The sequence below is a fragment of the Mycobacterium sp. genome (genome assembly GCF_049673265.1).
Lineage (GTDB): Bacteria > Actinomycetota > Actinomycetes > Mycobacteriales > Mycobacteriaceae > Mycobacterium.
Genome location: NZ_JBATXN010000108.1, coordinates 1 through 4,242, shown reverse-complemented (window position 1 = coordinate 4,242; position 4,242 = coordinate 1). Strand labels below are relative to the sequence as shown.

Annotated in this window: 5 protein-coding genes; 1 reads left to right on the top strand and 4 read right to left on the bottom strand. The window is 63.1% G+C overall.

The window, feature by feature from the left end:
- The 4 genes from WBF82_RS03605 to WBF82_RS03590 all read right to left on the bottom strand — a co-directional run.
- The coding region (locus WBF82_RS03605) for a hypothetical protein (protein WP_424381727.1) at nucleotides 1–280 on the bottom strand (280 nt) is incomplete at its 3' end.
- A 146-nt stretch (nucleotides 281–426) separates the two neighbouring features.
- On the bottom strand, nucleotides 427–1,647 hold the full coding sequence (locus WBF82_RS03600; protein ID WP_424381728.1) for a cytochrome P450: 1,221 nt from the start codon (nucleotides 1,645–1,647) through the stop codon (nucleotides 427–429).
- A gap of 25 nt (nucleotides 1,648–1,672) precedes the next feature.
- Entirely contained in the window at nucleotides 1,673–2,704 is a 1,032-nt protein-coding gene (locus WBF82_RS03595) for an LLM class F420-dependent oxidoreductase (protein WP_424381726.1), read from the bottom strand.
- A gap of 118 nt (nucleotides 2,705–2,822) precedes the next feature.
- Nucleotides 2,823–3,275: a pyridoxamine 5'-phosphate oxidase family protein gene (locus WBF82_RS03590; protein ID WP_424381725.1), complete on the bottom strand. Its 453-nt coding sequence runs from the start codon at nucleotides 3,273–3,275 to the stop codon at nucleotides 2,823–2,825.
- A gap of 107 nt (nucleotides 3,276–3,382) precedes the next feature.
- Between WBF82_RS03590 and WBF82_RS03585 the strand changes: the two genes are divergently transcribed.
- Nucleotides 3,383–4,242 (top strand): carboxyl transferase domain-containing protein (locus tag WBF82_RS03585; protein ID WP_424381724.1); only part of this gene is annotated, 860 nt, incomplete at its 3' end.

Here is a 4,242-nt window from a genome sequence, read left to right as displayed (position 1 = left end):
TGGCCTGGCCTAGAGATTGTCCACCGGGTTCGCGAGCGGCCGAGGCGCATCCGTCACCGCATGGGGTGAAGTACCACTGGTTGACGACCGGTTGACCGTGGACGGTGAACGGCTGCATGGTTTTTGGATTTATTTGCGTCTCGGTGTAGTGGGCGTCCGGCTGGAAGTCAGCGGGAAATGGTGCCGGCCCGATCGGTCCCCATGCGCCCGCGGGGGCCGCGAGTCCGAGAGCAAGACCAGTGAGAAAGCCGGTGGCGATGATGCACCGTGCGACAGCCATGACCTTAGTTCCTCCTACAAAGCCGTTAAGGATATCCACTACCGGTGGGTGTATCACGGCAGATCCTCAAGTCGGTAGGTATTTGGCATTTCCGCCGATCGGTGTTTCCTAATCTGGGGTTTGTGTTTGCCCGCCGTTAACCCGGATCAGTGGAGTTGGTAGCGAACCGGGAGATGTTTGAGTCCGCCGACGAATGTCGTGGCGACGAACTGCGGAGGCCCGGTCAATTCAATGGATTTCAGCCGCGGCAACAGCTCGGTGAAGAAGCTGTTGACCTCCATGCGGGCCAGCGCTGCCCCCAGGCAGAAGTGCACACCATAGCCGAATGCCAAGTGTTTGTTGGGATCGCGGCCGACGTCGAAGCGAAAGGGATTTTCGAAGACGTCTTCGTCCCGGTTGGCCGAGACGTATGACAACAGCACCGACTCCCCCGCTGCGATCGGGACTCCGCGCACCGTGGTGTCTTCGGCGGCGGTGCGCATGAATTCCTTGACCGGGGTGACCCATCGGATCATCTCTTCGGTGGTCAGCGGCATCAGGTCGAGATTGTCGCGCAACCGCTGCAGCTGGTCCGGGTTCTCGACGAGCGCATGCAGACCGCCCGAGATCGTCGCGCTGGTGGTGTCGTGGCCGGCGGTGGCGACGATGAGGTAATAGGACACCGTGTCGATGTCGGACAGCGGTGCACCGTCGATGCGGGCGTTGGCGATGGCGGACGCAAGGTCCTCCGTCGGGTGTTCACGACGCGCGGCGGTGACACCGTTGAAGTACTGGAACATGTCGAACAGCGCAGGAATCTGGTCCTCATTCGTGCTGCCGCGCTTGAACTCGCTGTCGTCGCTACCGAACAGCTCCTGGGTGAGTTTGAGCATTCGCGGGAAGTCCGACTCGGGGATCCCCAACAGCGACATGATCACGTAGAGGGGGTAATTGACCGCGACCTCCTGGACGAAATCGCATTCGGGGCCCGCCGCCATCATTTTGTCGACGTAGATCTTGGCCAGCTCATCGACGCGAACTTTCAGCGCCCGCATCGCCTTTGGACGAAACCAGTCGGCACCGATCGCGCGCACCACCCGATGCTGGGGATCGTCCAGGTGGATCAGTGTGCGCACCCCTGCGGCGGCCTGCAGCTCGTCGCCCTCCGTCGTCGTCAGGACCGGGCGCGGCCAGTTGGTGAACAGCACGTTGTCGCGTTCGATGTCCATGATGTCGGCATGCTTGGTAATCGCCCAGAACGGGCGGTAATTCGGCACCTCGACCCAGGACACGGGGGCGTTGGCACGCAGATGGGCAAGCGCTGCATGCAACTTCGGCTCGTCGGCATACGCCAGCGGATCGGCAAGGACCTTGGCAGCGTCATCCATCGTCGGCGTGCTCATGGGCAGCTCCTCACTGGCGCAACTCTTGTAGTACGGCGGTGATCGTGGTCTTGGAAGCGGTGCGCGGAAACGACGGCATTACCCGGTCGATGACCCCATCGCAACGGTTGAGTAGTGCTGCGGCGAGTTTGTCGTACGTGGCGACCACCGCGAAGGCATCCAGGATCTCGTCGTCAATCAACGGGCCCATGGCATCCCATTCGCCTTGCAGTGAAAGTCGATGCAACTCGGTCGCTACATCGCCCCAACCATGCAGTTCGAGGACCTTGCGGTAGGCCGGCGTCGATCCGTAGAAGGCAATCTGCTTGCGGACGCCGGCCGCACCGAGCCTCAATTCGACGTCGTCGTTGCCGGTCACCACGAACACCGGGCAGGCGACCTGGAATGCGCGCGGATCGCGACCAGAACGCTGCATGCCGCGTTGCACCGCAGGCAACGTCACCTCATGCAAATAGCGCTGGGTCGTGAACGCATGGGCCAGTAGGCCGTCTGCGACCTCGCCACACATCTCGGTCATCGATTCGCCAACAGCGGCGATGAAGATCTTGGGTACCGAAAACGGTTGCGGCTCAGGGGTGAACATCGGCGTCATGAGCTTGTGCGTGTAAAACTCACCCTCGAATCGCAGCCGGGTGCCGTCCTTCCAGGCCGACCAGATGGCGTGGAGGGCCTGCACGAACTCGCGCATCCGGTCCACCGGATGACTCCAGGGCATGCTGAAGCGTTTCTCGATGTGTGGCTTGATCTGGGTGCCGAGGCCCAGGATAAATCGGCCCTGCGAGTAAGTCTGCAGATCCCAACCGAGGTTGGCCACGATCATCGGGTTGCGCGCGAACGCCACCGCGATGCTGGTGCCGAGTTCGAGTCGGGTGGTGTGTTCGGCCGCCAGCAGCAGCGGCAGAAATGGGTCATGGTTGATTTCGCCGGTCCAGCAGGCGTCGTAGCCCTGTTGCTCCAGGGCGCCGGCCAACTCGGGCACTCGAGCGAGGTCGGTGAAAATGCCCCCGTCGACCTTGAGGCCCGATGCAACGGTGGCGGTCATCCGCACGCGCTCCGCTGCTGCCGGGAGCACTCTGGGATCATACTCGAGAAGCTACAGTAAGCGATTCGGTAGGGTCAATGTCGGCTCTAGCGTGACGGCAAAAGCCCTGCGACATCAGCTACTTCACCGCGAGGCGCGCGTTGTCCCATGTCAGGATTCGGCTATCCGGCACGAAGCGCAGAAACGCCTGCTTCGCGTAGTGGGCCTGAGCCGCCGCGGGCAAGCTGGCAGCAGGCGGGCGAAACGTCGCGTACTTGGCGTTGACGGCGGCCTCGATGCGGGACATCGCGGTCGCGTCCCCGACGATCTCGACACGTCCGGTGAGATGGACGCCGCGCAGCTGGGTGTACCGCTCCCCCGACTCGACCAGGAACGACGCTCGTGGGTCATGACGGATGCGCGCGATTTTCTTGGTTCCCGCCGGGGTCATCATCGCGATGCTGCGATCGTCAACCACAAACCACACCGGCAACGCAATCGGCATACCGTCGCGGCGAAGTGTTGTCAGAATTCCGGTATGCGCCGATTCGACGGCTTCCCATGCTTCGTCCACCGTCAACCGGATCGTCATCGCGCCACTCCGTCTATGTGTCGTCATGCGGCCGGTGGCCGCCCACCTCTCGCAGACGCTACAGTAAGCACTTCAGTACGTGACGCGCGACGAGTGAGGACATGGCCATGACGAAGTCCGCCGACTGGCAGGAAACGCTCGATGACCTCGAGCGTCGCCGGCAGCACACCCGGGCGCTAGGCGGTGCGGAACGGGTTGCCAAACACCGCGGCAAGGGCAGGCTCGACGCCCGGTCGCGAATCGACCACCTCCTCGACTCGGGGACATTCCGCGAAATCGGCACCCTGGTCGGCGGCGAAATCGCCGCCGATGGGATCGTCATCGGCTCCGGCTTGATCAACGGATTCCCCGTGATGCTCGGTGCCGAGGACTTCACCACGATGGCCGGCAGTATCGGGCCGGGCGGCAACTCCAAGCGCTACCGGATCGCCGAACTGGCGCTGCGCGACAAGATTCCCTTGGTGATGCTCCTCGAAGGGGCCGGCTTTCGTCCCACCGGTGGGCACTATGGGCGCAGTCCCACCGACCTACTCGCCCAAGCACGGTGCTCGGGACGGGTACCGACCGTCTCCGCCGTGCTCGGCCCGTCGGCCGGACACGGCGCGTTGGTGGCCCCGGTATGTGACTTCCGAATCATGAGCAGGCAAGGTGCCATCTTCACCGCAGGGCCTCCCGTCGTCAAAGAGTCCACCGGAGAAGACATTTCGAAAGAAGACCTTGGCGGACCAGACGTCGCGCTGCCCAGCGGAGTGATCCACAATGTCGCCGAGGATGACGAAGCCGTGCTTGACGACGTCCGCCGCTACCTGTCGTACTTCCCGCCGAGCGCGTGGTCATACCCCTCGTCGATAACGGCCGCTGAAAGAGGGGCGACGAGCGAACCGCGCCAGACACCGGAGCTGCTCGATATCGTTTCCCGCGACAACCGCCGCGTCTACGACGTGCGCGCCGTGCTCGACGTGATCTT

Bases quoted from the DNA above. Each gene is read 5' to 3' on its own strand.
- WBF82_RS03595 (WP_424381726.1), bottom strand. From the start codon at position 2,704: ATGACCGCCACCGTTGCATCGGGCCTCAAGGTCGACGGGGGCATTTTC.
- WBF82_RS03590 (WP_424381725.1), bottom strand. From the start codon at position 3,275: ATGACGATCCGGTTGACGGTGGACGAAGCATGGGAAGCCGTCGAATCG.
- WBF82_RS03600 (WP_424381728.1), bottom strand. From the start codon at position 1,647: ATGGATGACGCTGCCAAGGTCCTTGCCGATCCGCTGGCGTATGCCGAC.